The organism is Salinisphaera sp. C84B14 (assembly GCF_040361435.1).
In the GTDB taxonomy this organism is placed as follows: Bacteria; Pseudomonadota; Gammaproteobacteria; order Nevskiales; family Salinisphaeraceae; genus Salinisphaera.
The window spans coordinates 60,435-86,197 of the sequence record NZ_APNL01000002.1; the positions used below are offsets into that span (position 1 = coordinate 60,435).

Annotated in this window: 23 protein-coding genes; 11 read left to right on the forward strand and 12 right to left on the reverse strand. The window is 65.1% G+C overall.

Going from position 1 to position 25,763, the window contains the following annotated elements:
* Positions 1-174: 174 nt before the first annotated feature.
* The 5 genes from C84B14_RS01765 (at position 175) to C84B14_RS01785 (ending at position 5,603) form a co-directional block, all read left to right on the forward strand.
* Positions 175-855, forward strand: a complete 681-nt coding sequence (locus C84B14_RS01765) for a response regulator transcription factor (RefSeq protein WP_353221589.1) — start codon at positions 175-177, stop codon at positions 853-855.
* Between the two features lie 2 nt (positions 856-857).
* Positions 858-2,132 (forward strand): sensor histidine kinase, encoded by a 1,275-nt coding sequence (locus C84B14_RS01770; RefSeq protein WP_348765770.1) that lies wholly within the window; start codon positions 858-860, stop codon positions 2,130-2,132.
* A gap of 141 nt (positions 2,133-2,273) precedes the next feature.
* Positions 2,274-3,404, forward strand: coding sequence for a glycosyltransferase family 9 protein (locus C84B14_RS01775; protein ID WP_353221590.1), 1,131 nt, complete (start codon positions 2,274-2,276; stop codon positions 3,402-3,404).
* Positions 3,405-3,437: 33 nt separating this feature from the next.
* On the forward strand, positions 3,438-4,412 hold the full coding sequence (locus C84B14_RS01780; RefSeq protein ID WP_353221591.1) for a chorismate transformation FkbO/Hyg5 family protein: 975 nt from the start codon (positions 3,438-3,440) through the stop codon (positions 4,410-4,412).
* 81 nt (positions 4,413-4,493) lie between these two features.
* Positions 4,494-5,603 (forward strand): glycosyltransferase family protein, encoded by a 1,110-nt coding sequence (locus C84B14_RS01785; RefSeq protein WP_353221592.1) that lies wholly within the window; start codon positions 4,494-4,496, stop codon positions 5,601-5,603.
* Between the two features lie 273 nt (positions 5,604-5,876).
* Here C84B14_RS01785 and C84B14_RS01790 read toward each other — a convergent pair whose 3' ends face one another.
* Together C84B14_RS01790 and fliA are read right to left on the reverse strand one after the other, a co-directional pair.
* Positions 5,877-6,404, reverse strand: coding sequence for a gamma-glutamylcyclotransferase family protein (locus C84B14_RS01790; protein ID WP_353221593.1), 528 nt, complete (start codon positions 6,402-6,404; stop codon positions 5,877-5,879).
* Between the two features lie 138 nt (positions 6,405-6,542).
* Positions 6,543-7,316 carry an RNA polymerase sigma factor FliA gene (gene fliA, locus C84B14_RS01795; protein WP_353221594.1) on the reverse strand — a complete coding sequence of 258 codons (774 nt, stop codon included), beginning with the start codon at positions 7,314-7,316 and terminating at the stop codon, positions 6,543-6,545.
* Between the two features lie 899 nt (positions 7,317-8,215).
* Here fliA and C84B14_RS01800 point away from each other — a divergent pair.
* Positions 8,216-9,364, forward strand: coding sequence for a glycerate kinase (locus C84B14_RS01800; RefSeq protein WP_353221595.1), 1,149 nt, complete (start codon positions 8,216-8,218; stop codon positions 9,362-9,364).
* Positions 9,365-9,380: 16 nt separating this feature from the next.
* Here C84B14_RS01800 and C84B14_RS01805 read toward each other — a convergent pair whose 3' ends face one another.
* Positions 9,381-10,148 (reverse strand): MlaA family lipoprotein, encoded by a 768-nt coding sequence (locus C84B14_RS01805; protein WP_353221596.1) that lies wholly within the window; start codon positions 10,146-10,148, stop codon positions 9,381-9,383.
* On the reverse strand, positions 10,145-11,434 hold the full coding sequence (locus C84B14_RS01810) for an alpha/beta hydrolase (protein WP_353221597.1): 1,290 nt from the start codon (positions 11,432-11,434) through the stop codon (positions 10,145-10,147). The genes C84B14_RS01805 and C84B14_RS01810 overlap by 4 nt, the downstream gene beginning before the upstream one ends.
* A 99-nt stretch (positions 11,435-11,533) precedes the next feature.
* Between C84B14_RS01810 and C84B14_RS01815 the strand changes: the two genes are divergently transcribed.
* From C84B14_RS01815 to C84B14_RS01830, 4 genes are all read left to right on the forward strand, one after another.
* Positions 11,534-12,544: an NAD(P)/FAD-dependent oxidoreductase gene (locus tag C84B14_RS01815; protein ID WP_353221598.1), complete on the forward strand. Its 1,011-nt coding sequence runs from the start codon at positions 11,534-11,536 to the stop codon at positions 12,542-12,544.
* Between the two features lie 184 nt (positions 12,545-12,728).
* Positions 12,729-13,067: a DUF3391 domain-containing protein gene (locus tag C84B14_RS01820; RefSeq protein ID WP_353221599.1), complete on the forward strand. Its 339-nt coding sequence runs from the start codon at positions 12,729-12,731 to the stop codon at positions 13,065-13,067.
* A 24-nt stretch (positions 13,068-13,091) separates the two neighbouring features.
* Positions 13,092-13,922: an HD-GYP domain-containing protein gene (locus C84B14_RS01825; protein WP_353221600.1), complete on the forward strand. Its 831-nt coding sequence runs from the start codon at positions 13,092-13,094 to the stop codon at positions 13,920-13,922.
* Positions 13,923-14,025: 103 nt separating this feature from the next.
* Entirely contained in the window at positions 14,026-15,210 is a 1,185-nt protein-coding gene (locus tag C84B14_RS01830; protein WP_353221601.1) for an MFS transporter, read from the forward strand.
* On the opposite strand, the gene C84B14_RS01835 is transcribed toward C84B14_RS01830, so the two are convergent.
* The 3 genes from C84B14_RS01835 to C84B14_RS01845 all read right to left on the reverse strand — a co-directional run bounded on the left by C84B14_RS01835 (position 15,207) and on the right by C84B14_RS01845 (position 18,661).
* A complete protein-coding gene (locus C84B14_RS01835; protein WP_353221602.1) occupies positions 15,207-15,602 on the reverse strand; it encodes a PaaI family thioesterase in 396 nt (131 codons plus the stop codon). The genes C84B14_RS01830 and C84B14_RS01835 overlap by 4 nt on opposite strands.
* A 78-nt stretch (positions 15,603-15,680) precedes the next feature.
* Complete coding sequence (locus tag C84B14_RS01840; protein ID WP_353221603.1) at positions 15,681-17,078, reverse strand: FAD-binding oxidoreductase; 1,398 nt, start codon at positions 17,076-17,078, stop codon at positions 15,681-15,683.
* Positions 17,079-17,239: 161 nt separating this feature from the next.
* Positions 17,240-18,661, reverse strand: coding sequence for an amidase (locus tag C84B14_RS01845; RefSeq protein ID WP_353221604.1), 1,422 nt, complete (start codon positions 18,659-18,661; stop codon positions 17,240-17,242).
* Positions 18,662-18,795: 134 nt separating this feature from the next.
* On the opposite strand from C84B14_RS01845, the gene C84B14_RS01850 reads away from it, so the two are divergent.
* Complete coding sequence (locus tag C84B14_RS01850; protein WP_353221605.1) at positions 18,796-19,923, forward strand: M23 family metallopeptidase; 1,128 nt, start codon at positions 18,796-18,798, stop codon at positions 19,921-19,923.
* Positions 19,924-20,338: 415 nt separating this feature from the next.
* On the opposite strand, the gene C84B14_RS01855 is transcribed toward C84B14_RS01850, so the two are convergent.
* The 5 genes from C84B14_RS01855 to C84B14_RS01875 all read right to left on the reverse strand — a co-directional run bounded on the left by C84B14_RS01855 (position 20,339) and on the right by C84B14_RS01875 (position 25,564).
* On the reverse strand, positions 20,339-21,280 hold the full coding sequence (locus C84B14_RS01855) for an oxygenase MpaB family protein (protein ID WP_353221606.1): 942 nt from the start codon (positions 21,278-21,280) through the stop codon (positions 20,339-20,341).
* 107 nt (positions 21,281-21,387) lie between these two features.
* A complete protein-coding gene (locus tag C84B14_RS01860) occupies positions 21,388-21,984 on the reverse strand; it encodes a 3'-5' exonuclease (protein WP_353221607.1) in 597 nt (198 codons plus the stop codon).
* A gap of 6 nt (positions 21,985-21,990) precedes the next feature.
* Entirely contained in the window at positions 21,991-23,487 is a 1,497-nt protein-coding gene (locus tag C84B14_RS01865; RefSeq protein WP_353221608.1) for an SLC13 family permease, read from the reverse strand.
* Positions 23,488-23,518: 31 nt separating this feature from the next.
* On the reverse strand, positions 23,519-24,100 hold the full coding sequence (locus C84B14_RS01870; RefSeq protein ID WP_353221609.1) for an LOG family protein: 582 nt from the start codon (positions 24,098-24,100) through the stop codon (positions 23,519-23,521).
* A gap of 66 nt (positions 24,101-24,166) precedes the next feature.
* Positions 24,167-25,564 (reverse strand): hypothetical protein, encoded by a 1,398-nt coding sequence (locus tag C84B14_RS01875; protein WP_348767362.1) that lies wholly within the window; start codon positions 25,562-25,564, stop codon positions 24,167-24,169.
* Between the last annotated feature and the right edge of the window lie 199 nt (positions 25,565-25,763).

Consider the following 25,763-nt stretch of genomic DNA (forward strand, 5'->3'; position numbering starts at 1 on the left):
ATCAGTCATGGTATTGCGGCCCATGGGTGGTAAACGAAGGGCGCCGTAAGCAACGCTCGCGTGTCGTGCGTAAGCCCTTGGCAACGCAAATACAGATAACATGGCAGGGTTGATATGCATGGCATCGTGCCAGGCGCTTCTTTCGGCAATATGGCTCGGGCGGGGACTTCGACTATGCGCATACTCGTGATTGAAGACAACGAGGATCTTGCCGCCAATATCATCGATTTTCTTTCGGCCCGCCATCACGTCATGGACTCTGCCAGCGACGGCGTCACCGGCCTGCATCTGGCGGTGGTCAACGATTACGACGCAATCGTGCTGGATCTGATGCTGCCCGGTATCGACGGCTTTGACCTGTGCACACGACTGCGCAGCGAGGCCGACCGGCAGACGCCGATTCTCATGCTCACCGCGCGTGACACCCTCGACGACAAGCTGGCCGGTTTTGCCTCCGGCGCCGACGACTACCTGATCAAACCATTTTCGCTGCTCGAACTCGATGCGCGGCTGACCGCGCTCGGCAATCGCGGCCCGCGCCAGAGTCAGCACGTGTTGCGCGTGGCCGATCTCGTGCTCGACCTCGACACCTGGCAGACCACGCGCGACAACCAGCGCGTGACCCTCACGCCCACCGCGCTGCGGCTGCTGGAAGTGCTCATGCGCGCCTCCCCCAGACTGGTGCGGCGCCATGAACTGGAAACCGCGATCTGGGGCGACCATCCGCCGGATTCGGAAGCCCTGCGCACGCATATCCATGCTCTGCGCGCGGCCATCGATAAACCGTTTGGCACGCCGCTGCTGCATACCGTACCCACCATGGGGTACCGCCTGATCGCGCCGGACACGGCCTAGGCTTGTTTCGCCCGCTTCACAGCCTGCAGCTTCGGGTCACCGCCGCGCTGGCCTTGTTCGTGGCCGTCATGGCCGCGCTGATCGTACTGACCCTGTTCGCGATCAACGAGCGTCTCGAGCACGATTTGCTGGACGGCATGGTCGCCCACGAGCTCAGCGAGCTGGAAGCCGAGTACCCGATCGAAGGCAAGGCCGCGCTGCCCAATTCGGCCACCATCAAGGGCTTCGTCGTCGAGCCCGACCAACTGCAAAGCCTGCCCGAGCCACTGCAGCCGCTGCCGCTGCACACCAGCGGCGCCAACCTCAGCTACGGCGGACGTAGCTACCGGGTGGCCAGTACCGTCATCGACGGCAAGCGCGCCTTTCTGGCTTACGACACCACCGCGATCGAATCCCGACAGTCGGTGTTTCGGGCTGCATTGATCGCTGCGGTCGTGATCGTGTTTGCTCTGGCGCTACCGCTGGGTATCTGGATCGCCCGGCTCAGCCTGAAACCCATCAATCAGCTCGCCGATCACGTGGCCCGTCTTGAACCGGGTGCGCCCGGGCCGGCCTTGGCCGAACGCTTCGACGGCTACGAGGTCGGCGCCATCGCCCGGGCCTTCGACCGCTTCATGCAGCGGCTGGACGGCTTCGTCGAACGCGAACGCAGCTTTACCGCCGACGCCAGCCACGAACTGCGCACCCCGCTGGCCGTCATTCAGGGCGCGCTGGAGGTTCTGCATCAGGATCCACGCTTTGCCGACAGCGCGCCGCTGACGCGAATTGAACGCGCCTCGACGCAGATGGCCGATCTGATCGAATCGCTGCTATTCCTTGCCCGCGACGAGGACCGCAGCATTTCCAGCGAGCAACAATGCCGGGCGGATCTCGTGGTCGGCGAACTGCTCGATGCCTACAAACCGATGCTCGGCAAGAGCCGGGTGGAAGTCGCCGCCCTTGATGCCTGCCCTCTGGCAGCGCCGCGCATCGCCGTGGTCATCGTCTTCGGCAACCTGCTACGCAACGCGATGCGCCACGGCGGCCCCCATATCCGGGTCACGCTGGCCGACGGCGTGCTCAGCGTTGCCGACGACGGCCCCGGCATGACCGCCGAACAACGACGCCAGGCATTCGAGCGCGGCTTTCGCCACGGCCGTGGCGCCGGCCTGGGGCTGGGTCTATATCTGGTTCAACGCGTCGCGCAACGCTACGACTGGCAGCTGCGCATGACCAGTCGACCGCATGAAGGCACCCGCGTGGAGGTCCGCTTTGCGCCGCTTGGCAGAACCGTATGAACCGGCGCGGCGTAGCCGGCCTTCGTGCTCACGAACGGGCCAACGCGCCGATGCCTTAACATATTCTTGACGTTGGATTGACGGTTCGCGCAGGGCCGTAAGCGCATCATCAGCGCGTTTTCGTACTCAGCAGGAGCGCACATGGCGCAGACTGGCGATGTGAACGCGACCGGCATCAAGGCCTGGATCAAACGCCTGCGCCGCGGCAACCGACAGCGGCTCAACCGGTTGATGACCAGCCTGTTCGGCACGGTGGAACCGCGTTCGCGCCCGCTGGCCGGGGATACCCGCCGTATTCTCGTGGTGCGGTTGAATAAACGCCTGGGCAATATCCTGTTCCTGACGCCAATGCTGCGCAGCCTGGCGGCCTCTCTGCCAGCGGCCACCATCGATGTGGTGATCGAGGATCCACGCCAAAAACCGTTGCTGGAAAGCCTGCCCGCCATCGGTCAGGTGTGGGTACGGGAAAGATCGCTGCCGGCGACCATCCGCCTTCTTCGCCAGCTGCGCTCGGTTCGCTACGATCTGGCCATCGACCCCAGCGGCAACTCGGCCAGCAACCGCCTGGCCCTGGCACTGGCCGGCGCGCGCCAGCGCATGGGGTTTGCCGCACGCGATCAGTGGGTGCGCCTCACCCATGCCGCGCCGCGTGCAGAAAGCCGGCATCAGGCGATCCAACCCGTGGAGCTGCTTACCTCCAGCGTCGCCGACTTTTCGTGGAAAACCTTCGAAACGCTTGCCGTATTTCCGCACGGCCCGTCGAATGCCGCGGCGCAACGCTACTGGCAGGCCGCCTTCACACCACCGGTCCGATCCACCACGCCCACCGTCGGGTTCTTCACGCGGGCGACCGGCGCCAAACAGCTCGAAACCGGCTGGTGGCAAGAGTTTGTTGCACTGTTCAAGCAGCGCCTGCCCAGCGCGCGACTGTTACAGATTCGAGCCCCCGACCAGCCCGAGCCGATCGAGCCCGGTATCGCCAGCGTGTCGATCGCCGAACTCGACGTGCTCGCCGCGCTGCTCGGGCGGCTCAACGGCTTCGTAGCCGCCGACTGTGGCCCCATGCATCTGGCCGCGGCCGCCGGGGTACCGGTGGTCGGCCTGTTCAAGGCCACCTCCGCGGCATGCTACGCACCGCTCGGTGACGGCTGCACGGCGCTGGAAGGCCCGGCGCTGACCGCTGCCGCCGCCGTGGACGCGGTGAGCCATCGCACCCAGTATCGCGGTTCGCGGGTGGCCTGGATTTTGTTGCCCTGTCAGTCGTCGGGCTAAACTGCGTCATCCTTCGACTGACCCGCGATTGTTATGCCCGACGCGCCTGCCCAGGCGGCCACGGTAAGCTGGCGTGCCCATAGCGGCGCGCAAGCATCCGAGGCAACCGGCTCGATTCATGTCCGCCATGCGGCTGAAGCCGACGTATTCAGCTGTCCGCTGATATCCCTGGGCGGCGACTTCGATCAGGAAACATGGCAGGTCGCCGCCCCGCTCGAACGCGGCCATGCCGACGGCTGGGACTATGTCGTCGGTGGTGGCTTCGCGTTTGCGGCCCTGCATATCGATGACGGCGAAGATATCGAATCGCCGCACCAGATCCAGCAGGCCGCCATCGATACGTATGGCGCGCTTTTTCGTCTGCAGCGCAGCCTCGGCCTGGGCCAGGTCCAGCGCATCTGGCACTGGCTATCCAACGTCACCGCAGGTGAAGACGACGACGAACGTTACCGGCGTTTCTGCCTGGGCCGCGGCCAGGCCCTCGACGCCGCGCCACACGGCATGCCGGTGTTACCGCCGGCCACCCTGGTCAGCAGCCATCGCCGCGGCCTGCGCATGCACGCCCTGCTGGGCGATACGTCGGTGGTGCCGGTCGAAAATCCGCGCCAGGTCAGCGCGTATGCCTACCCGCGCGACTACGGCCGTCGCGCGCCGGCCTTCGCCCGGGGCGGGCGCGTACAGCTGGGCAACACGCCCTATCTGCTGATTTCCGGCACCGCCAGCATCGTGGGCCATGAAAGCCGCCATATCGGCGACGTGGCCGCCCAGGCTCACGAAGCCCTCGACAACGTAAGCGCGGTCATGCAAAGCGCGGCGTGCTGGTCCGACAGCCCGGGCCTGAGCGCCCTGCAATGCCTGAAAGCCTATATTCGCGACCCTGAAAACGCTGCGGCAGTCGCTGATATCGCCGCCGAACGCGCGCCCGGCGTGCCGCTGGCCCTGCTGCACGCGCCGCTGTGCCGGCCTGAACTGCTGGTGGAATTCGAAGCCCAGATGCCGCTGGCATAAGGCTGGGCAGACGGCACGGGCGTCATATTCCCGTCATTCGCCGCCCCGATACTGGCCGCGCCATATGAATCGGGTGTTGTCATGCGGATCGCCTATGCGGTGATGGGTTACGGTCGTGGCCACGCCATGCGCACGGCCGCGGTACTGCCTGCGCTGGAACGCAATCATGAGGTACGCGTGTTTGCCGGGCGTGACGCCCACGAAATGCTGTGTACCGATCACGACAGCGTCGAAATTCCGGTCATCGGCTATCAATACGGACCCAAGGGCCGTATCTGCGCACGACGCACGCTACGCCACAACGCGCCAAAAGTGGCCGACCTGTTGGTAGCGGGACCGCGCACGCGTGCGGTCTGGCGCGAAATGGCGCAATTCGCGCCCGATATCGTGATCTCGGATTCCGAAACCTATAGTCACCGCTTTGCCCGCCACCACGGCATTGCGCGCATCGGCTTCGATCATGTCGGCATCATGGCTTTCTGCCACTGCGATTTCGCCCCCGGCGATGCGCTGGCCGGGCGCCGCGACGGGCTGGGCTATCGTGCCTTCATGGGCGATCCGGACCGCGTGATCGTATCCAGCTTCTATCCGGCCAAGCCACGCCACGAGCGAGTCCGCACGGTCGGCGCCATTCTGCGCGAGCCGGTGCGTCAGGCAAGCCCCAGCCGCGGCGAGAGCGTGCTGGTTTATCTCAACAAGGGCGCACACCAGTACAACGCGGCCATGGAAGCCGCGCTACGCGCCTGCGGCGCGCCGGTCATCGTCTACGGCACGCCCGAACGCGGGCAGCGCGCCAACCTGCACTTCAAGGCACCTTCGCAAAACGGCTTCATCGCTGATCTGGCCGCCGCCGGCGCGGTGGTGAGCACGGCCGGCAATCAATTGCTTTCCGAGGCGATCCATCTGGGCAAACCGGTACTTGCCCTGCCCGAGGACGCGGTGGAACAACGCCTCAACGCCGAGGCAGTTCGACGCATGGGTGTCGGTACGAACGCATCCCTGCACCAACTCACGCCCGGCGTGCTGCGCACCTTTCTCGAACGCGCGGACGATTATGCCCAGGCCACCCATGCGCACCGGCGCGACGGATTGAGCGAGGCCATCGACCTGCTCAACGGCGATATCGCGGCACTAGGCCGCGGGGCACGCAACAGCCCTGGCCCGCTGGCGTGGCTGACAGGCGCGTACTGAACACGCTGACGCCAGCCCCGCGTTGACGCCGAGCCTGCCTTAACGGTGGCGCGCGGTGAGCGTGGTATCGCTTTGCGACAGGCGCGAGCTGCAAGGCCGGATCGCACGGCTTGAATAATGGCGCAGGGGCCGGCGTGCCGACGGGTTGCGTCCGAACAATCCACCCTGCCGCGTTGCTGGTCGCTCATTGGGCACAGCAAACATCTCGCCTCGCGTCTTGCCGGGTGAATTTCCGCAAGGCAACGCGACGATGGGCGCCAGTGTTAACAGGCCCTAGCGCGCTGCCGAATCCCGAACGACGTTGGTCGCCTGGTGCTGGAGAATCCGGCGATTGTGCGCGGCGCGCCGTGAGTCGGCGTCGCGCCATGTCGGCACCGCTTCCAAGCGCGCAATATAGTCCGCCGGCAGACCGTGCTCGCGCGCACCGTGGGTGACGAAATCCCGGTACCAGTCGAAGGGCACGAGCCCATCGTCCAGATATTCGGGGCGGCCACGATAGGTGGCCGCGAGCACGCTGCCTTGCGGCGTGCCGACTTCCAGCTCGACAAACGCATAGGGTGGGCCTTCAGCGGCATGGAGCCGGTCCAGCCGATCCGCGTCCAGCTCATACAGGGCACCGTGGACGATATCGCTATCGTTTCCGGTAAACAGGATATTGCACTTGCCGGATTCATCGCTGCCGTTGAGATGAAAATGCAGCTGATGGCCGGTCAGCCAGGCCCGTCCGGCCGGGCGCACACTGGGCACGCGCTCGGCCAGGCGGGCTATCAGCATGTTCGAGCCGTAGGCAAAATAAAACATCGAAAAGCCGGACGGTGGACGCAGCCGCCTAGGTTACATGCCGACACCGCCAGCCGCGAAGCGCTCCCGCCCGTCTTGAGAGCCAAAAAAAGACCGCCCGGAGGCGGTCAGTTACGAGGTACTTGTCACAATGGCGGCTCAGGCAGCTTCGCCAAGCAGTTTGCGAATCTGACGGATTGCACGGCCGTGCAGCTGGCATACCCGCGATTCCGACACGCCCAGATGTTCGGCGATCTGGCGCAGGTTGTAGCCGCTTTCGTAATAAAGATGCATGAGCAGCTGCTCGCGCTCCGGCAGGCGGGCGGACGCCCGCTGCACCGCGTCGCACATATCCTGATATTCGACCGTGGCATCCGGCGCAAACTCGATACCGGCCGACACTTCCAATGACGGCTGCTCGACCATGACGGCATCGAGGCTGCCCACATGCGCGAGGGCGACATCGTCGCATAGGCGTCGATATTCGTTCAGGGGCATGCCCATCGCGGCCGCGACTTCATTACTTGGCGCAGCACGACCGCAACGGCGCTCGATATCCAGGCGTGCCTGCTTTACCGCGCGCGCGGCGCGATGCAGCGAACGCGGCGCCCAGTCGCCGCGGCGAATTTCATCGAGCATCGCACCGCGAATACGAATGCCGGCAAACGTGGAAAAACTGGCCTGTTCACCCGGCTGGTAACGCTCCCAGGCCTCGAGCAGACCGATCGTGCCGGCCTGGATCAGGTCTTCGATCTGAACACAGTCGGGCAAACGCTGATGTAACCGCCAGGCGATGCGCTTGACCAGCTCCAGGTTCTCATCGACGACCAGGCCGGCCTGTTGAACCGGATTTAGAGTTTGTAATGCCACGTGCATGCTGTCATCCCCTCGTGTCAGCGCACCGCCATGGGCGATACGAAGTGCCAGTAGCACGTCGCAGAAACCCCCGACCAGCGCGTGCGAATCGATCTAACGGGTCAGATATTGCAATCGTCGTGCCCGGTTTTAGTCCTTTTTATTTTCAATAACTTACGACAACGTATGACATATATTGGCAGAAACACCCTGACGCTGGTGGCATAAACGCCAAAAGAATGACGCTAAGCGTCACTTTATGCCGAGAAAAGTCCGGGCATTCCAGACCACCGCCGTTGTGTCGGCCGCGCATTGGATAGCGCCGCAGTTTTGCGTCGGGCTCGTCCGACCGAGCCCGGGGCCGACAGCGCGCCGCTCACGAGTCGATCGTAGCGCCCAGTGATTGCTCAACCCGCGCCTGGCGACACCGTGACCGACTGGTCGGATCGACGCGGATTGGGGCTGCGCCATCGCGATTTTCGGACCGGCCATCAGACTCGCGCCGGCTCACCATGGCAGCACAAGGGGCGACTGCTGCTCGCCAATATCGGGCACCAACGCCATCCGGTCGCGCGATGCATGGCCCGCCACATCGGCGCACGCATTATTCATTCGGCGCCAAGACAGCGGATGTATTCAGCTGTGTTCGACCCTATCGCGAGCCAAGCGTCGGGATCTGTGCGCGGCCTCTTCCAATAGCTTCCCTGCCGCTGGCCGCGGCGCGCGCATGCACAAGCTCTCATTATTGACCGGAAAAATTATCCGTTTCGATGACAACGCTCGGCAGATGCCCTGTTCGGACAGTGCCGCGAGCGACGGCCACGACCGGGACCAACGCGTTATGATCGAAGGATGGGAACGCCGTGGCGCGTATGCTCGTCGCCGTATTTCCATCCCATTCAAAACCCGCCTGTATACATGACCGCACAATTCGAACCCACGGCCGGGCCGCGCCTGCGGGGCCAGCCGGACCCGGCATGAACGACGCCACGCCACATATCGTGCTTGCGCCCGACAGCTACAAGGGCAGCGCGAGCGCACTCGATATCGCCCATGCGCTCGCCGAAGGGCTGCAGACGGTCTGCCCACACGCACGCCTGACGCTCGCCCCCATGGCCGACGGCGGCGAAGGCACGCTCGACTGTCTGGCGGCCGGCCGGCAGGTGCGCTGGCAAACCACACCGATCGTCGCCATCCACGGCCAGCGCATCGAGGCCGCCTGGTTTCGTGATCACGCCGACATTGCCGTGATCGAATCGGCTACGGTGCTGGGTCTGCCGCTGATCGAGGCACGCGACGACGCGCCGCGCCTGCAGGCACGCGGCAGCCATGCCCTGGGCGAACTGATTGCAGCGGCGCTGGACAGCGGTGTGCGCGATTTCATTATCGGCCTGGGCGGCAGCGCCTGTAACGATGCCGGCCTGGGCATGCTGTGTGCGCTGGGTGCGCGTGCGCTCGACGTGCACGGCGATACGGTGGCGCCCACCATGGACGGGCTGCTCGCCACGGACCGGATCGATCTCACGGCCATGGATACGCGCCTGCAGCACAGTCGAATTCGGGTGCTTTGCGATGTAGACAATCCGCTGCTCGGGCCCACGGGCGCAAGCCGTGTCTACGGCCCTCAGAAGGGCCTGAGCGAAGCGGACATCCAAGCCGTGGAAGCCGCATTCAGCCGTCTGGCGAACAGTGCCGCGCCGGATTCGCTCGCCGGCGAACGCGGCAGCGGCGCGGCCGGCGGGCTTGGCTTCGCGCTGGCATTGATTGGCGGCGAACTCTGCTCCGGTGCGAACACGCTGCTGGACATGACGGGGCTCAGACACACGCTCGGCGAGGCTGATCTGGTGATTACCGGCGAAGGCCGTTCGGATACGCAGACGCTTTCGGGCAAATTGCCGCTGGCGATCGCGCGGGCTGCCGGGCACACGCCGACGGTTCTGCTTTCCGGCACGATCACCGATGAGGCCCGTGCCGAGCTGGGCTCACACTTCGCGCGCTGCTATACGCTGGTCGAACGCGCCGGCTCGGTGGAAGCGGCCCTGGCCGACCCGCTGCACTGGGTGCGCCGCACCGCCGCCGACATCGGCACAGGGCTGGCGAGCCTGATCGATACGCCGGAACGCTGAGCGAACCGGTGGGGCGCTATTCCTCGATCAGCAGCGCGCGATAGTTCATGTAAACCAGGCGCACGAGAGTGTATTCGAACGGCGAGCCCGTCTGGTAATAGCGAAAACTCACGCTGTCGCGCGTGTTGATGGCATACAACGCCCAGTAGGGCACGCGTGCCCATGGGTGGTCGTCGAGCTGGAGCGGATCCAGCGCGAAAATCAGCCCCTGGTCGCCGGCCAAGCCGATGCTGTCGCGCAGCGTGGACGGCCCGAAGAACGGCAGCACCAGATACGGCCCGGCACCGACGCCGTAATAACCCAGGGTCTGACCGAAGTCCTCGTTGCGTTGCTCGAGGCCAATCGCCGAGGCCGGATCGAATAGCCCGGCCAATCCCACCGTGGTATTGAGCGCGAAGCGCGACAACGTGACCACCGAGCTGGTCGGCTTGGCCTGCAGCACGCTATTGGCGAACGTATTGATCTCGCCCAGATTGGAAAAGAAGTTTTGTACACCGGTACGCGCGAATCCGGGCGTTACGGTGCGGTAGGTCTGCACCACCGGCATCAGCACATAGCGATCGGCCAGCGCATTGAAACGATAGACGCGGCGGTTGAACCCTTCCCAGGGATCGTAGATCGCCAGCGGATTGGCTGTGGTCTCGGCGACCGGCACATCGTCGGGCGTGTCCGGGCTCACGGACTGCGGCACCGGAGTGCTCGCACAGCCGCCGAGCCAGAGGCACAGCAGAAGAAGAACGGCGCACGGCGGCCGTGCGTGGATGCGTGCGATGCGGTTGTTCATGGCGCGGGCCGTGAGAAGAATTGCTGCAAGGCGGCTATGGAATTCGCCGAACCGAGATTACCCATATGCCCACCCCGCGGCCGAATACGGGCACGCGCGCCGAAGGTATCGCGCAAGAAAGCGATTTCATCGTCATCGAGGATGGGGTCGTCCTCGCTGGTGAACACGCCGATATCGCCACGGCCGGCAAGATAAGCGCGAATATTGCGCAGATCGGACTCGGCGATCAGGTCGGCGCGCGCCAGCTGACGACCGTCGCGGTTCCAGTACGGCAGCAGCAGACGCTCGAAATAGTCCTCGAACGACATTTCGAAGGAGCGCCTGATATAGGGATCGAGCGAATCATAGGGCCCGAGTTCCACATCCTTCGGCACGATTACGTCGGCATGGGTGATCACATCGGCACCAAACGCCATATTGGCCAGCGACAGCCGAAACGCCAGGCCGACGATCGCGGCGATATCGCCCTGCTCGGGCGCCTGGGTACGATAGGCGCGATAGAGGAAATCCTCGTTGAAGCGCAACGGATCACCGGAGGAATACAGCTGTTTGAGACCGCCCAGCCCGCGGGCAACGAACGCCGGGATGCCGTCGAAGCCGCCGTCGAGGTTGTCCGCCAGCAAGGCGTCCATGCGCTTTACCGAGGCCCAGACATCCACCGCCGGATTGAGCAGCAGCACGTGCGAGAAATTGAACTGCCCGGCAGTTTCGTCATGACGCGCGAGAAAGGCCGCCTGGGTCGCGCCCAGACTCCAGCCGGTCAAGGCATAGCCGGTCACCTGCGTGCTGGGGTCGAGATCGTCTCGCACCGCCTGCATCAGCCGATACAGATCGCGCACATCGCTGCGCATGCGCCCGGGCACCGGATGCTCCGCCGCGCCGAGCATGAACGTCATGCTCGTGGGCGAGGGCAGGCAGGCCACGCTATAGCCCACCTCGTACAGGGCACTCGACAGCATGATGCACTTGCTCGACAGAGCGCTGGCTCCGGTGCCGGCAATCACGTACGCCAGCGGCGCCGGATCCTTCTGCATTACGCGCAGATACTGCAACGGCCGCGCATAGCGCAACGTAGGCGGCATTTCACGCTCGACCAGCGGCGCGAGGCTGCGCACTTCAAAATCGAGGTTAGCCGGCAGCTCGGCCTTGTAGTCGGCCGGCGTCCCGACCACCGTCGCGGCTAGACCATCCTCGATGGGATACGCGCCGGTGGCAGGCTGGGCGGCAGCGACGCAGGCGCTTAGCGACCAACCCAGCGCAAGACAGGCACGCAAGAAAATACGCATGGACAGGCCCCGCGCTTCGTAGGCATCGAACACAAAGCGCAGATCATACCGATTTCATAAACGTTTGCGCGCTATCTACACGCCAAAGACAATACGACGATGGCTAAAGTTCTTATCATCGGGGCCGGCGTTGCCGGCGCAAGTGCGGCGCTGGCGCTCGACAGCGCTGGCTGGGACGTGGTCGTGGTCGACAAGGCCCGACGGCCCGGCGGCCGTTGCGCCACGCGCCGGCTCGCGCCCGATCGCCACAGCCCGTGGTTCGATTACGGTGCCCAGTACTTCACTGCGCGCGATGCGGCGTTTCGCGCGCGCGTCGAACGCGACCGGGCTGCCGGGGTGCTCGCCCACTGGTCGCCAGCGGTATGCACGGCCGAACACGGCGTCGGCGGCTGGCAGCTCAAACGCTCCCCCGACGAGCGCGAGCGCCTGATCGGCCCGGAGGGGCTTAACCACTGGGTACGCTATGTATTCGAGCAGGCCGATATCGATGTCCGCTGCGGCCAGCCGGTACGCCGTCTGAGCCGTACGAGCCAGGGCTGGCGGGCCGATCTGGGCGAACATGGCCAATTCAGCGCGGATGCCGTCGTGCTGACCGTGCCCGCGGTGCAGGCAAGACGCCTGCTCGGCGAACACGCGGGCGCCCTGCCCGCGCTGGCCGAGGCCGAGCGTATGCTGCTGCCCTGTCATTCGCTGGTGTTGGCTGCGCCGGCGCTACCGGAGTGCGAGGCGATTTTCGTCAAGGATGGTCCTCTGTCCTGGTGCGCCGATAACAGCCACAAGGCCGGCCAGACCCGGACTGGCGCCCGTCTTTGGACGCTGCATGCCGGCCCCGAATTCAGCGCCGCCCATCTGGAAGACACGCCGGAATCGATCGCCACCACGCTCACACGTGAATTCGCGGCCATCACCGGCACGACCACCCGCCAAATGCGGCTGGTACGCACCCATCGCTGGCGCTATGCACGGCCCGGCCCGGCGGCCGAACCGCTGGCCGATCGCTGCCAGGCCGCGCTCGACGAGCGCATCGTACTGGCCGGCGACTGGCTGGCCGGCGGGCGCGTCGAGGGCGCCTGGCTCTCGGGCGCCGCGGCCGCTGCGAGGCTGGCGTGAATGCCGCCGATCGTCCGATACGACAAGCGCACCGCCTGCCGTTAACCCATGCGACACGGCCGATAGGCGCCTGCCTTAAACTTCGCTCAAATCAAACGGGACATGCTAAGTTGCGCTCAATAAAATTGCGTTCTCGCAAGCGCCTCGCGCGCATTGTACGAATAGCGCACCATCTCGCCGTGCAATGGCTTTAAGACTCAAGCAAACCGATATAGACGACCTTCGCACCGGCATGTACGTCGATGCGCTCGACCGCCCCTGGGTGGAAACGCCGTATCTGCTGCAAGGCATTGCCATTAAGACACAGGCGGATATCGACGAGCTGCGCAACTACTGTAAGTACGTGTATGTCGACCAGGCTCCAGCCGGCGACAGCAATAGCGGCACCCGCCTTCTCAGCCAGGCTACGCAGGTCATCCCGCCACCCGGCGAACGCACGCCGCGCTCGTTTCGCCAGGAGCTGCCCGCAGCCCGCAAGATTCACGACAACGCGCGTCACCTAATCCGGTCGATCCACGGCTAAATCAGCGAAAACCGTCGGCCGGACATGGCCACCGTGTCGGAAGTCGTGGGCCAGATGATGGATAGCGTCGCCCGCCACCCGGACGCGCTGCTGTGGTTCAGCAACCTCAAGAGCCGGGACGAGTACACCGCCATCCATAGCCTTAACGTATGCATGCAGGCGGTGTCGCTGGCGACATTCGTCGGCAACGACGAACGGGCGATCAAGGAAATGGGCATCGGCGCCCTGCTTCACGACGTGGGCAAGATCAAGATCCCGCTCGCCATTCTGAACAAGCCGGGTAAGCTGACGCCGAGCGAATATCAGCAAATCAAGAGACATCCGCAGTACGGCGTCGAGATGCTGCGGGACGCATCCGGCCTGACCGCCGCCAGCCTCGAGATTGTGCGCGATCACCATGAGCGCCTCAACGGCCGCGGCTATCCGGCAGGGCTGCGCGGCTCCGAAATTTCCTACTACACGCAACTCGTGTCGATCGCCGACGTGTACGACGCCATGACGACCGATCGCGTCTATCAGAAGGGCCTTTCGCCGGCGAAGGCGCTCGAGCTGATGCTGGGCTTCAACGAGGAGTTCAACCCAGAGCTTTTGCGTCAGTTCGTGGATTACCACGGCGACTATCCTGTCGGTGCGCTGGTAGAACTCAACACCGGCGAAGTCGGATTCGTCACACCCAGCCCCGAGCGCCGGGAAAAGCCCACGGTGCTGCTCGTACTCGACTACAAGAAACGCCGCTACTATCCGCAGCGGGTGCGTGATCTGATGCGTTTCCCCAAGTTCTTCGTCAATCGCATGCTCGCTGCCGGCAGCTACGGCATCGACGTCGAGGACTACGCCGAAAACTGGGACATCTAGCCGTACAGACGCTGGGTGTTACGGCCCTCCCCGTGCTTTAACGGATGGCGTTCGCGGTAACGCATATCTAGGGTGTCGGCTCGCATTTGCAACGGGAGATGGCGTGTCCCGAACCCGCCTCCTTTCTGTCGGCGGCGCCCTCGCCACAGCTATCGCATTCGGGCCCGCGCGCATGGGCTTTGGCCTGTTCCTGCCGGTTTTTCGCGATGAGTTCGCGCTGTCGACATCGACCGCCGGACTGATCGCAAGCAGCGCGTTCGGCGGATTCTTCCTCGCTGTGCTGCTTACGGTATGGCTGGTGGTGACCCAAGGACCGCGGCTTGCGGTGGCCGTGGGCTGTTTTACCGCGCTGCTCGGCACGACGCTGGTCGCCATCGCCCAGAACACCGCCATGCTGGCGCTCGGTACGGTACTCGCGGCCACCAGCGCCGGGTTTTGCTGGTCACCCTTCAACGATGCGGCCGAGCGCGGCATACCGCTGAGCGAGCGCGAACGCGCGCTTTCGATCATCAGCACCGGCACGGCGGGCGGTATCGTCGGGGCCGGCGTAATGGCCCTTGCGGTCGCCGGGCTCGAACACGGCTGGCGTACGGTCTGGCTTTTGTTTTCGCTGGCCGCGCTGGTCACTGCGGCGGTCAACCTGTATGCCCTGGCACGGTTACCACGCCGCGGCGGCCAGCCCGTGGATCGAAGCGCGCTTGGCTCGTTGACGGCGCGCCCGGCCTGGCCGTTGCTGGCCATCGCGCTGTCCTTCGGCCTGACCAACGGTTTCTATCTTTCCTTCGCAGTGGATCACGTATCCCAGGCCGGCGGCCTGCCCGGCCTTGCCACGGCGCTGTCCGGGCCAGTGCTCTATATCGCCCTGGGCGCAGGCGGACTGATCGGCTTTCTCACCGCCGACGTCAAGGCCCGCATCGGCCTGACCGCGCTCGTGCGGGGTATCTTCGCCTGCTCGCTGGTATCGCTGCTATTGCTCGGCTGGCTGCCGACCCACTGGAGCGCGCTGCTGATCTCGGCTGCCCTGCAGGGCGCCTGCATCATGGTCTTGAGCGCGATCTTTTCTTTCTGGAGCAGTTACTTGCATCCCACACTGCCGACCGTTGGCTTCACCGCCACGCTCGCGGTGTTTGCACTGGGTAACATCGTCGGCCCCGCCCTGGGCGGCTTTGCCGCGCAGCCGCTGGGCCTTGCGACCACCTTCGTCGCCAACGCCGGGCTTTCGCTGGCCACGATCCTGCTGTTTCCGGGCAAGCCGCGGCGCGAAGCGCTCGGCGACACCATGGACTAGGCCTGCAACAGCGTCTTGGTGACCCGTGCCCGGGCGATGAGGCGCTCGTCCACGCGGGCGCTGACATCGATGAAGGCAATACGCCGCCCGACACGGATCGGCTCCGATTCGAACAGCACGACCTCACCGGCGGCCACCGCACGCATGACCGATACATGGATATCGTGGGTCACCGCTTCGGTATTCGTATCCAGATCGCTGACAAGCCCGGCATAGGCACATACATCACACAGAAGATAGAGAACGCCGCCGTGCAAGACCCCGGCCGGGTTGAGCGTATTCTCATCCACGCGGATGGAAAAACGGGCCGCCCCGCGGTCCGACTCGATGGTTTCGATCCCCAGATGCCTGTGCAGCGGATGGTTGATAACCTGTTGCAGACGCGGATTCATGGCGATTCGTTCTTCCGGCGAAGTGGTGGCCCTGTCTGCGCGCTGCGGGCGTGACGCAGCCGCCGCAGATGAACCGTCTTACAGCAGCTTACCCGGGTTCATGATGCCGTTGGGGTCGAGCGCGGCCTTGATCGCACGCATCACGTTCAGGCCCGCACCGTGCTCGGCTTCCAGATAGCGGCGCTTGCCCAGACCCACACCGTGCTCGCCCGTACAGGTACCGTCGGCAGCCTGGGCCCGGGTAATCAGACGTTCGTTGAGCGTATCGAGCGCGGCCAGCTCGTCCGGGTTATCGCGATCGACGACCACCACGAGATGAAAATTGCCGTCACCGACGTGGCCGAACAGCGGCGCGGTGAGCCCGAGCTCGATCACATCCGCCTGTGCGGCTTCGATGGAGCCGGCCAGACGCGAAATCGGCACGCAGATATCGGTGGCATGAAACTCCAGGCCCGGGCGCAACTGCTTGGCCGCGTACGCCGCGCTGTGGCGCGCAGCCCATAGCGCGCTGCGCTCTTCTTCCAGCGTGGCCCAGCGAAAGCCGGTACCGCCGAACTCGCGGCAAAGTGCGTCCATGCCCTCGGCCTGCTCGGCCACGGCCGCCGCAGTGCCGTGAAACTCCAAGAACAGCGTCGGTCTCTCGGGGTGGTCGAGCCCGCCATGGCGATTGACCGCGTGCATCGAAAGACTGTCGAGCAGCTCGATACGGGCCATGGGGATGCCGTACTGAATGGAGGCGATCACGGCATCGACCGCGCCGGCGACATTTTCGAAACAGACCGTGGCCGCACTCACCGCCTCCGGCAGGCCGTGCAGGCGTACCGTGAGCTCGGTGATGATGCCGAGCGTGCCTTCCGCACCGATGAGCAAATGGGTGAGATCGTAGCCGGCCGCGGACTTGCGCGCCCGGGCGCCGGTACGCACGACTTCGCCATCGGGCATGACCACGGTCATCGACAGCACGTTCTCGCGAATGGTGCCGTAGCGCACGGTATTGGTGCCGCTGGCACGCGTCGATGCCATGCCGCCGAGCGTGGCATCCGCCCCGGGATCGACCGAGAAGAACAACCCCGTATCGCGCAGATAGGCATTGAGCTGGCCGCGCGTGATGCCGGCTTCGACCGTGGCATCCATGTCTTCGGGGCGTACCGCACGAATCGCGTTCATCTGCGACAGATCGATACAGATACCGCCCTGCTCGGCAATGATCTGGCCTTCGATCGACGTCCCCAGACCGTAGGCGATGACCGGCACACGGTGCGTGTTGCAGGCCTTGACGATCGCCGCAACCTCGGCCGTGCTCTGCACGAAGCATACGGCGTCCGGCATGGCCGGGTGATGCCAGGACTCGTCGTGGCCGTGCTGTTCGCGAATCGCGGTTTTGGTACTCACGCGATCGCCGAGCAATGCACGCAGATGATCGATTACCGCTTCAAGCGCGTCGGCTGGCGCGCGTCGCGTGGCTAGGGTTGCCATGACGGCACCTCGTTCAACGAAAAGGGCTTGCCCTTGCACACCGCGCCAAGCGCGCGTTGTGCAGCAAACAGTGCAGTATACAGCTTACCCCGCCATCAACGACACGCGCCGCCCGGCAACGGCCGCGCACCACGCCCAACGCTTTGTTCAATCGGCCCGGTTCAGCCGTATTCCGCCGGGTTCGGTACCGCCGGAAAGCGTGCCGGATGGGCGGCCATATAGGCGTTGGCTGCGCGCAGCACGCGCACATCATCGAACTTGCCGCCCGCCAGCTGGAAGCCCACCGGCAGCCCGCAGTCGGTAAACCCGCAGGGTACGGACGCCGCCGGCTGCTGGCTGAGGTTGAACGGGTAGGAGAACGGCGCCCATTCTTCCCAGTCGCGCATACGGCTGCCCGGCGGCACTTCGTGGTTCACCTCGAACGGCTGCAGCGGCACCGTGGGCGTCATCAGCAGATGATAATCCTGGTTGAATTTTTCCAGTGCCAGCGTGAGCTCGGCGCGCTCGGAAAAGGCATCGAACAGTTCCAGCGCGCTCCAGTTCTGGGCATGCTTGGCGTTGGATACCAGCCCCGGGTCCAGCAGCTCACGACCTTTTTCGTCGCAGCTGTCCCAGACCTGCAGCGACGCGGTAAACCAAAGCTTGCGGAAAATATCGATCGGCGATTCGAAGGCCGGGTTCACTTCGACGACTTCCGCGCCGAGTTCTTCGAGCTTCAAAGCCGCTTCCTTGACCCGCGCGGCGATCTGATCGTCGACATCCGCATAGCCCAGATCCGGCGAATAGGCGATCCGCAGTCCGCGCAGATCGCATTCGAGATCCACGCCCCAGTCTTCGGGCTGACCGCGCGTGGCGTAGGGGTCGCGATAGTCGTAGCGGCCGATCACGTTGAGCATGCGCGCGGCATCGCGCGGATGCCGCGTGAGCGGCCCGATATGCGACAGGGTGGGCATCTTGGCCGGCGGCCACTGCGGGGTCCAGCCAAAGGTCGGCTTGAAGCCGAATACGCCCGTGAACGCCGCCGGGATACGAATCGAGCCGCCGGAGTCGCCGCCCTGATGCAGCACGCCCATGTTCAGCGCCGCCGCCGCGGCCGCACCGCCGGACGAGCCGCCCGGCGTGAGTCGTGTATCCCAGGGGTTGCAGGTGGCACCGAATACGCGGTTGTCGGTTACCGCCTTCCAGCCGAATTCGGGCGTATTGGTCTTGCCCAGCAGTACGGCGCCGGCCTCGCGCAGCATGCGCGCCGGCGGCGCGTCGGTATCGCATTTGTCCGTGCCCGTCGTCAGCGAACCGTCCCGGGCCGGCATGCCCTTGGCCTCGGTGAGATCCTTGAGCGAGGTGGGCACGCCGTCGATCGGCGACAGCGGCTTGCCCTGTCCCCAGCGCCGCGCCGACGCGCGGGCAGCGTCCTCGGCGCCTTCGCGATCGATATAGACGTAGGCGTTGACGTCGTCATTGAAGCGATCGATACGATCGAGCGCTGCCCGCGTGGCCTCGAGCGGCGAGGCATCACCGGATTCGAATAAATCGATCAGCTTGCCGGCATCCATCGTGCCCAGATCGTCGTCTCTCGCGCTCATGCTGTTCCTGCGGTGCCTTGGAAAAAGGGGCGCGGAGCGTACCGACGATCGGCAGCCGCGAACATGGGTACAACTACCCACCGAAAAGCACGCGCCTGCAACATCCGCGTAATGGTGGGTAACGTATCGACCCCATGCAACCAGATCAAACCCCGGCGGGAGCCGACACCGCCGCCCAGACCGAAAACGCGGCCGGTACCCGGGCCGACGAAACGTCTTCTGAAAACGGGGCGGAAACAACCACGCCGGAACCGGTCACGTCAGGCCGGCAGGCCCGCCCGTGGTTGCTGGCCCTGCTGCTCGCAGCATTGATCGCCCTGCTGGCCTATCGACCGGATTGGCGCACAGACGCGGCCACCTGGGCGCGCACGACGGCCATGCAAACCTTCGATATCTCGCCGCGTGATGTCTATACCGCACGGCTGCGTATTGCCGGACTCGCGGACAGCGCGCTGGGCGAGCGCTGGCGTAGTGCGGTGGCACGAGCGGCCGACGACCCGGGCCGCTTCTCCACCCGCTATGCCACGCGTGGCACGTTCGAGCCCGACACCATCGAAGCCCATGTATTCCAGACCGCGCTCGAACGCGGCGAACGTTTCCAGGTGCGGCTGCTGCGCGATGCCCCGGCCTGTACGGACTGTCGCAGCGCGCTTTACGCGGATATCGAGCGTCGCGACGCCGACAGCGACGATCCCAACGCCTGGGCCACCGTGCGCATGCTGGGTACCGACGGCGATGTGGTTAATTTCGTTGCCGAACGCGACGGCGACTATCGGGTCGTGCTCCAGCCCGAACTCGCGGCCGCGGTGGGCTACCAGCTGGCCATGGCCCGTGGTGGATCGCTGTCGTTTCCCGTCACCGGCGCTGCCGCCCGCGATATCGGCAGCGGCTTCGGCGCGCCGCGCGACGGCGGATCGCGCAAGCACCACGGCGTGGATATCTTTGCGGCACGCGGCACACCGGTGACCGCCGTGGCCGACGGGCGTGTGCGCACCGGCACCGGCGGCATCGGCGGCAAGCATGTCTGGCTGTCGTCCGGCATGCTCGGCATCGGTGGCGCGCGCTACTACTACGCCCATCTCGATGCGTTCAATGTCGAATCCGGGGATTCGGTATCAACCGGCGACGTGCTCGGCTATGTCGGCAATACCGGCAATGCGCGGACTACGCCGCCGCATCTGCATTTCGGCATTTACACAACCTTCGGGCCGGTCGATCCGGCACCGTTTCTGCGCCCGGCGCCGGATTTGCCGGAGAGCTGATCCAAACGCTTATGCTGTTGATCCGGCGCCAGAACAGCTGGCCTGGTCAGCCGTTTTCAGCGCCATTGAAAGATAAACGCCGACGCCTTTTTTCACGCCGGATTAATTGAGTAGGCGCAGCGCTAGCCGGCGTGCCCGGACATGGGTTACACATCGACGTTCTCGTACCCGAACAGCTGCGCCTGGGCCGAAATGCCTGAAACCAACGTCGGATGGCCATCGGCACATGGTCGAAAGACGCAGGCCGAATCGGCCCCGCAGGCTGCGTTCTTTGTTGGATTACGCTGCGCTAATCCAACCTACGCCGTGCGTTTGCTGTGGGGCGTTATCGTCGAGTCGCTATCCATCGTTCGCGCTTTGGGCGTGCATTTGCGGACCGTTGCTGGTCCGAATACGCAAACAATTCAAACCACGGTCAATCGAAATGCAGGCAATCCCGCGGTGCGCCGACGCGGCGTGCCGATCGCATGGCTACACCCTCGGTCATGGACGCTCGAATAAGCGGCGCGATCCGGTTGAGGCTTTCGGCCGAGGCCCGGTCGATCAGGCGCTGGGCCGAGCTGCGGTGGATCAACGCGCGTGCCCAGGGCGGCAGCAACGCGGCTCCGGCACCGAGAAACATGCGCCGCGACACCCCCGCGACGGGAATCGGCAGGTCCATGGCTTCGAGCACGGCCAGCGTTTCCCGCGAACGATGATCGAAGCGTAGCTGGGGCTGCATGGCCGCGAAGTATTCGTCCATCTCGGCCCGCGATGCCGGCACGTTCTGCGCACCGAGCGCTTCGGCGACCCGCCGCGTTTCGTCGAAATAACGATCCTGGATCGCCACGCTCAGATCAGCGCGCCGATAGCGCATATAGCCGGCCAGAAAGCTGGCCATCTCGGTACAGTGCACCCAGGTCAGAAGCTCGGGATCGCGCGCCGAATAGGGCTCGCCTTCGTCGGTAGTGCCCACAACCCGGGCATGCATGCGATCGACGATATCGATGATGCGCTTGGCATCGCCCGTCGGCGCATAGCTGGTCGCAGCCACGAACATGGTGGTGCGACGCAGCCGGCCGAGCGGGTCTTCACGAAAACGCGAATGATTGACCACGCCGGCAAGCGCACGCGGATGCAGCGTCTGCAGCATGAGCGCGGCGATACCGCCGGACATCATGCCGGGGAAGTCGCCGTGGATCTTCCAGGTCACGCTATCCGGGCCGAACAGCCCCGGATCGCCCACCGGGGCATCGTAGTCGATGCCGAAATCCTCGGTGGTCGCCACCACGCCCACGATCCAGTCGCGCAGGCGTGCGTGCAGCGGCGTAAGCCACTGCCTTGGCGCGGGCAGGCGCTGGCTGAAACGATTGGGCACGCAAAGACCGATTTAAAAGATGGGCTAACGACTATACCGCCGACACCGCCGGCACAGATGCAACCGGCCGAAGCCGGCAGCACCAGACGGCCGGCCGGGCCATCGGCTCAGCCGGCGAAGTCGCGCAGCGGGCGGTGGGCATCGGTCAGCCAGTCGGCCACCGATCGACCGCTGGCCTCGACCGCCGCCAACACCACCAGGCCAGCCGCGCGGGCGTCTTCGCCGGCGTCGTGGTGGTCGAACTCGATGGCCAGATACTCGCTCAGGCTGGCCAGCCCCCAGCCACGCCGGGCGAATTGGGCAAAGGCGCGGCGCGCCACGCGGGCGGAGTCCAGCCAGTATGCGCCCAGCAGCGGCAAATCGTAGCGGGCACAGGCCCGCGCGGTGGCAGTGACATCGAAGGCGGTATGCGACACCACGATTCGCCCGGTCAGCAGGGCCGCGATCTCGGCGTGGACCTCGGGCCAGCTCGGCGCGGCGGCAACGTCCGCGGCCCGGATACCGTGAATACCGATGTTGTGTGTCGAAAACCAGGTCTGGGGGTTGATCAGCCAGGACCAGTTATCGACCAGAACGCCGTCGGCGAAGGATGCGAAGCCGATCTGGCAGATGCTGCCCGCGTCGTGGTTCGCGGTTTCCACGTCGATGGCAATGAAGTCGGGCACGCCGGCCACGACGGCCGGCGCCGGAATCGGCCGCGCCATGGCCTGTTACCAGAACATGCTGATGATCAAGTACGGCACCAGAGTGGCGAGTACGACACAGACGATATTGAGCGCGAAGCCCGCCTGCATCATCGACTGGATCTTCATGCGCCCGGTCGCGAACACGATGGCGTTGGGCGGCGTGGCCACCGGCATCATGAACGCACAGCTGGCCGCGATCGCGGCCGGCACGGTCAGCAGCAGCACGTCCACGCCCACCGAGCCCGCCAGCGCGCCGAGCAGCGGCATGAACACCGCGGCGGTCGCCGTATTCGAGCTGACCTCGGTGAGCGAAATGATGACCAGCACCACGGCACCCACGAGCAGCACGCCCGGCAGCACGCCAAAGATTTCCATCTGGGTGGCAATCCACTCGGCCAGGCCGGTGTCCTTGATCGCGCCCGCCAGCGCCAGGCCGCCGCCGAACAGCAGCAGCACGCCCCAGGGCACGTTGGCTTCGTTTTCCCAGTTCATCAGCCGGCCGGTGTTGGCCTGCTTGCGATCGGGGCCGACCCGGCCGCTGCCCGCGGGAATCACGAACAGGGCCACGCCGATGAAGATGGCGATCATGGCATCGGAGAGCCAGTCGACCCCGGCGTTGTTGATCAACGGCCGGAATATCCACAGCCCCGCGGCGAGCAGAAACATGCCGCCCACGCGTTTCTCGGCGGTGGTGAGGCCACCGAGCTGGCGCATTTCGTCCTTGAGCATGTCGCGCCCGGCCTGGCTGTTATCCAGGTCGAAGCCGCCCCAGGTCAGCCAGACCCAGGCCGCGGCCATCATCGCGATGGATACCGGGATGCCCACGACCATCCACTGCGCGAAACCGATATCGATGCCCTGATCCGACGACAGATAGCCCGCCAGCAGCGCGTTCGGCGGCGTACCGATGAGCGTGGCCACGCCGCCGATCGATGCCGCATAGGCAATGCCCAGCAGCAGACGGGTGGCATAACGATCCACCGCCGGCGAGTCTTCCTCGGCCATCAGGCTCACCACCGACATGCCGATCGGCAGCATCATGATCGAGGTGGCCGTATTGGATACCCACATGCTGATGAAGCCGGTGGCGATCATGAAGCCGGCGATCTGGCGGGCCGGGCTTGAGCCCACGGCCAGCAGGGTAGCCAGAGCGATGCGCCGGTGCAGATTCCAGCGCTGCATCGCCAGGCCGAGCAGAAAACCGCCCAGAAACAGGAAGATGATGTCGTCGGCATAGGAGGCAGCCAGATCCTCGATGCCGCCCACCCCGATTGCCGGGCCGATGGCAAGCGGCAGCAGCGACGTGGCCGGGATGGGGATCGCTTCGGTCGCCCACCAGGTGGCCATGAACAACGCCAGACCGGCACAGTGCCAGGCCGCAGCGTCCATGCCGCCGGGCGCGGGCAGCACGAGCACGGCCAGCATGAAAAGCGGACCGAGGAACAGCCCGATACGTCCGGCAAGGCTGGTCGAATGGGCCTCCTGCTGGTTGGAGGACACGCTGTCCTGGCTCTGGCTCATGCCTTTTCTCCCGTTGTTTTCGACGGCCCGTTCAGGCGCGGGCGGTGACACCCATCATGGCGAGCAGGGCGTCGGCGTCAGGCGCACGCTGCAGGCGTTGTGCATGGACGGCCGACAAGAAACCTTCATCCTGCATATGCGCGATGCAGTTGGCCAGCGGCCCGTAGAAGCCGTCGACGTCGAGCAGGCCGCAGGGTTTGTCGTGCCAGCCCAGCTGATGCCAGGTCAGCACCTCGAACAGCTCCTCGAGCGTGCCGAAGCCGCCCGGCATGGCGATGAAGCCGTCGGCGGCCTCGATCATCGCCAGCTTGCGCTGATGCATGGTTTCCACCACGTTGAGTTCGGTCAGCCCCGTATGCGCGAGTTCGCGGTCGGTCATCGAGCGTGGAATGACGCCATATACGTCGCCCCCGGCGGCCAGCGCGGCGTCGGCGACCACCCCCATCAAGCCGACCCGCGCGCCGCCATAGACGAGCCGCACGCCGGCCCGGGCAATGGCATCGCCCAGGGCCGCGGCGGCCTCGCGATACACGGGGCGCGCCCCGTCGCGGGAGCCGCAATACACGCACAGACTACGAATGGCGAGATCAGCGGGCGCTTTGTTTTCGGACATGGCAGACGAAGCGTTGGCGGGCGGGGCACGCATTCTAACCAGTGCTACAGAATGCGCGCAGCCGGCCTAGACCTTGCGCTGGTGCTCTAGTGCTTCCTTATCCACATCCTTGACGAAGGTTTCGTCGATCTCGCCGGAGAAGAAGCGCTTGCCGTAGATCAGCAGGCACAGGCCGATACCCACGCCGAACGCCCAGGCCGCGCCCTGGGTGACGAGCACGCCCGCGGTTACGCCGGCAATGCCCAGATCGCGCTGGCTGCGGGCTTCCATGATGCCGATACGCACCGATACATAGCCCTGCAGCAGCAGCGTCAATGCCAGTGCCACGCCGAGGATCGGCTGGATGATGGACACGATCGGCAATAGCAGCAGGCCGGTATTCGTACCCCAGCGAAACGACCCGGCGCCGCCGAAGATCGAATCCATGGCCTTGCGGCCTTCCTTGTAACGCTCCACGATCACCACGTGCATCGCCGCCCACAGCGGCCCGCACATGGCCACGTCCGGGCCGATGATGCTCATGCCTGCGTTACGCGCGCCAAAGATCATGTGGGCACGGTCCGGGCTGTAGTCGATCTGCTCGTCCGGACGCGAACCGTCGGCCTCGTCGAGCAGCGCCTTGGACTGAAGCACGTCGCCGAAGAGCACGATATAGGTCGCACCGACCATGGGCAGCGCCTGGATGAAGAACCAGGCCGGCGGCAGGCCGACCCCGAACACGGTGTACTCGGTCCACAGGGTCACGAAGTCCGGCTTGGAGAAACCCCACTCCACGTCGGGCCAGGGCGCTTCGCCGAACATCGGCGCGATGATGATGGCCAGGGCGATGATGGGGAAGATGCCCAGCTTGCCGATCAGGCCGAACACGGCGTTGCGCTGCTTGAGCACGCTGAAGCCGCGCGAAAAGATCAGCAGGAACGCCAAGCCCACGGCAATGGAAATGGTGAACGGGAACGTCCAGAAGCGCCCGCCGTCGGCGAATACGCTGTTCACCGCAGCCAGGCCCGCACCCATGATGATGCCGGCCTTGAGCGCGGGCGGCACGAAGCGCACCACGTGTTTCGCCATGCCGGTCGCGCCCAGGCCGATGGACAGCGTGCCGAGCATGAACTGGAAGGCAATCAGCGCATGCACGCGATCCACGCCCTCCGGAAAGCCTTCGCAGTAGGCGATGAGCAGCGGAATGGCCGGCGTGATCCAGCCGGGCACCACCGGGTCGCCCAGCAGATGATGGGTGAGATAGAACAGGCCGTTGAGCATGACCACGGCCAGGGCCGCCTCGAACGGCATGCCCAGCAGATCCATCATCAAGGGAATGGCGGCCAGGTCGACCGCGCACATCAGCAGTCCCTGCAGATAGTCCGGCCATTCGAAGCGGTAGTGCAGAAACGGCAGCCGAACCTTGAACGGGCCTGCGCCCCAGTACGGCGTCTCCCCGCCGTCGCGCTGCTTGTATTGAAACATTGAAATCCCCCCGGTTTGGATGCGCGTAAGATAGCACCGGGATTGTGGATATTCAGATTTTCGGAACCAGATTCCACTTGGCCCACGCCCGGCCCGAACGCATCGACCCGTTCTTAACAAGCCTTTGATGACAGGGCGCATACCATGCCCGCATCGGCCGGCGACGGGCTTGGCCGAGACTTACGCAAAAGAGAATCAA

What these genes read in the sequence shown, in the direction of transcription:
- C84B14_RS01840 (WP_353221603.1), bottom strand. Translation starts at nt 17,078, where the DNA reads ATGGCAACCCTAGCCACGCGACGCGCGCCAGCCGACGCGCTTGAAGCG.
- C84B14_RS01790 (WP_353221593.1), bottom strand. Translation starts at nt 6,404, where the DNA reads ATGTTTTATTTTGCCTACGGCTCGAACATGCTGATAGCCCGCCTGGCC.
- C84B14_RS01780 (WP_353221591.1), top strand. Translation starts at nt 3,438, where the DNA reads ATGCCCGACGCGCCTGCCCAGGCGGCCACGGTAAGCTGGCGTGCCCAT.
- C84B14_RS01825 (WP_353221600.1), top strand. Translation starts at nt 13,092, where the DNA reads ATGGCCACCGTGTCGGAAGTCGTGGGCCAGATGATGGATAGCGTCGCC.
- C84B14_RS01800 (WP_353221595.1), top strand. Translation starts at nt 8,216, where the DNA reads ATGAACGACGCCACGCCACATATCGTGCTTGCGCCCGACAGCTACAAG.
- C84B14_RS01805 (WP_353221596.1), bottom strand. Translation starts at nt 10,148, where the DNA reads ATGAACAACCGCATCGCACGCATCCACGCACGGCCGCCGTGCGCCGTT.
- C84B14_RS01865 (WP_353221608.1), bottom strand. Translation starts at nt 23,487, where the DNA reads ATGAGCCAGAGCCAGGACAGCGTGTCCTCCAACCAGCAGGAGGCCCAT.
- C84B14_RS01875 (WP_348767362.1), bottom strand. Translation starts at nt 25,564, where the DNA reads ATGTTTCAATACAAGCAGCGCGACGGCGGGGAGACGCCGTACTGGGGC.
- C84B14_RS01850 (WP_353221605.1), top strand. Translation starts at nt 18,796, where the DNA reads ATGCAACCAGATCAAACCCCGGCGGGAGCCGACACCGCCGCCCAGACC.
- C84B14_RS01815 (WP_353221598.1), top strand. Translation starts at nt 11,534, where the DNA reads ATGGCTAAAGTTCTTATCATCGGGGCCGGCGTTGCCGGCGCAAGTGCG.
- C84B14_RS01820 (WP_353221599.1), top strand. Translation starts at nt 12,729, where the DNA reads ATGGCTTTAAGACTCAAGCAAACCGATATAGACGACCTTCGCACCGGC.
- C84B14_RS01765 (WP_353221589.1), top strand. Translation starts at nt 175, where the DNA reads ATGCGCATACTCGTGATTGAAGACAACGAGGATCTTGCCGCCAATATC.
- C84B14_RS01810 (WP_353221597.1), bottom strand. Translation starts at nt 11,434, where the DNA reads ATGCGTATTTTCTTGCGTGCCTGTCTTGCGCTGGGTTGGTCGCTAAGC.
- C84B14_RS01870 (WP_353221609.1), bottom strand. Translation starts at nt 24,100, where the DNA reads ATGTCCGAAAACAAAGCGCCCGCTGATCTCGCCATTCGTAGTCTGTGC.
- C84B14_RS01860 (WP_353221607.1), bottom strand. Translation starts at nt 21,984, where the DNA reads ATGGCGCGGCCGATTCCGGCGCCGGCCGTCGTGGCCGGCGTGCCCGAC.
- C84B14_RS01775 (WP_353221590.1), top strand. Translation starts at nt 2,274, where the DNA reads ATGGCGCAGACTGGCGATGTGAACGCGACCGGCATCAAGGCCTGGATC.
- C84B14_RS01785 (WP_353221592.1), top strand. Translation starts at nt 4,494, where the DNA reads ATGCGGATCGCCTATGCGGTGATGGGTTACGGTCGTGGCCACGCCATG.
- C84B14_RS01845 (WP_353221604.1), bottom strand. Translation starts at nt 18,661, where the DNA reads ATGAGCGCGAGAGACGACGATCTGGGCACGATGGATGCCGGCAAGCTG.
- C84B14_RS01835 (WP_353221602.1), bottom strand. Translation starts at nt 15,602, where the DNA reads ATGAATCCGCGTCTGCAACAGGTTATCAACCATCCGCTGCACAGGCAT.